This window comes from Streptococcus sp. HMSC072G04 (assembly GCF_001813295.1).
Lineage (GTDB): Bacteria > Bacillota > Bacilli > Lactobacillales > Streptococcaceae > Streptococcus.
In genome coordinates this window covers 1-606 of the sequence record NZ_KV812022.1, presented here as the reverse complement: position 1 = coordinate 606, position 606 = coordinate 1, and the positions used below count along the sequence as shown (strand labels likewise).

General features: G+C 39.4%; 1 protein-coding gene. It reads right to left on the bottom strand.

Annotation, left to right across the window (positions count from 1 at the left end; all coding sequences use genetic code 11):
* On the bottom strand, window positions 1–606 hold a 606-nt coding region (locus HMPREF2904_RS05725), incomplete at both ends, for a Spy0128 family protein (protein ID WP_141751198.1).

Genomic DNA, 606 nt, shown 5'->3' with positions numbered 1-606 from the left:
AATTTAGTTGTATCCAACCATACTTGGTAAACAAGTTTTTGACCTGGTTTAACTGATTTAGTGTTGATATTCGCTGCTTCGTTATTAGATGTATCGTCCGCATATGGGTTCGCATTGGTATCTGCGTACTTGTCTGCCAACTCTTTATCATCATCTAATAATGAAGTTCCCGTCAAATCAAATTCTTTTTCGTTTAGAACATATTTTTCTGGATTGAATTCTGGAGTTTCTGGAGGAGTGACACGGTTGTTAAATTCTTTATCCGCAATGTCGCCTACAGTTGCTACGAGAATCTTAGCTGTTCCGTCGTGTTTCACTGTAACTGTTACATTCGCTTTCATAGTGTCGTATGTAACGGTTGCGTCAGATCCTTTAACTTCTTCTACTGTGTAGTTGTGTACGCCTTCTTGGCCTTTCTTGAATTCAAGAGCTTTGAACTTAACGTTACCAGCCGCATCATTGCTTACAGTTTCAAGAGTCTTACCTTCTGAATCTTTAAGCACGAAGCTGAATTCGTTAGCTTTAAGCTCACGGCCTTCCAAGCGTTTAGTGAAGTTGAATTCCACTTCAACTGGAACGTTGTTTACACGTTTTTCAGTTGGTTTG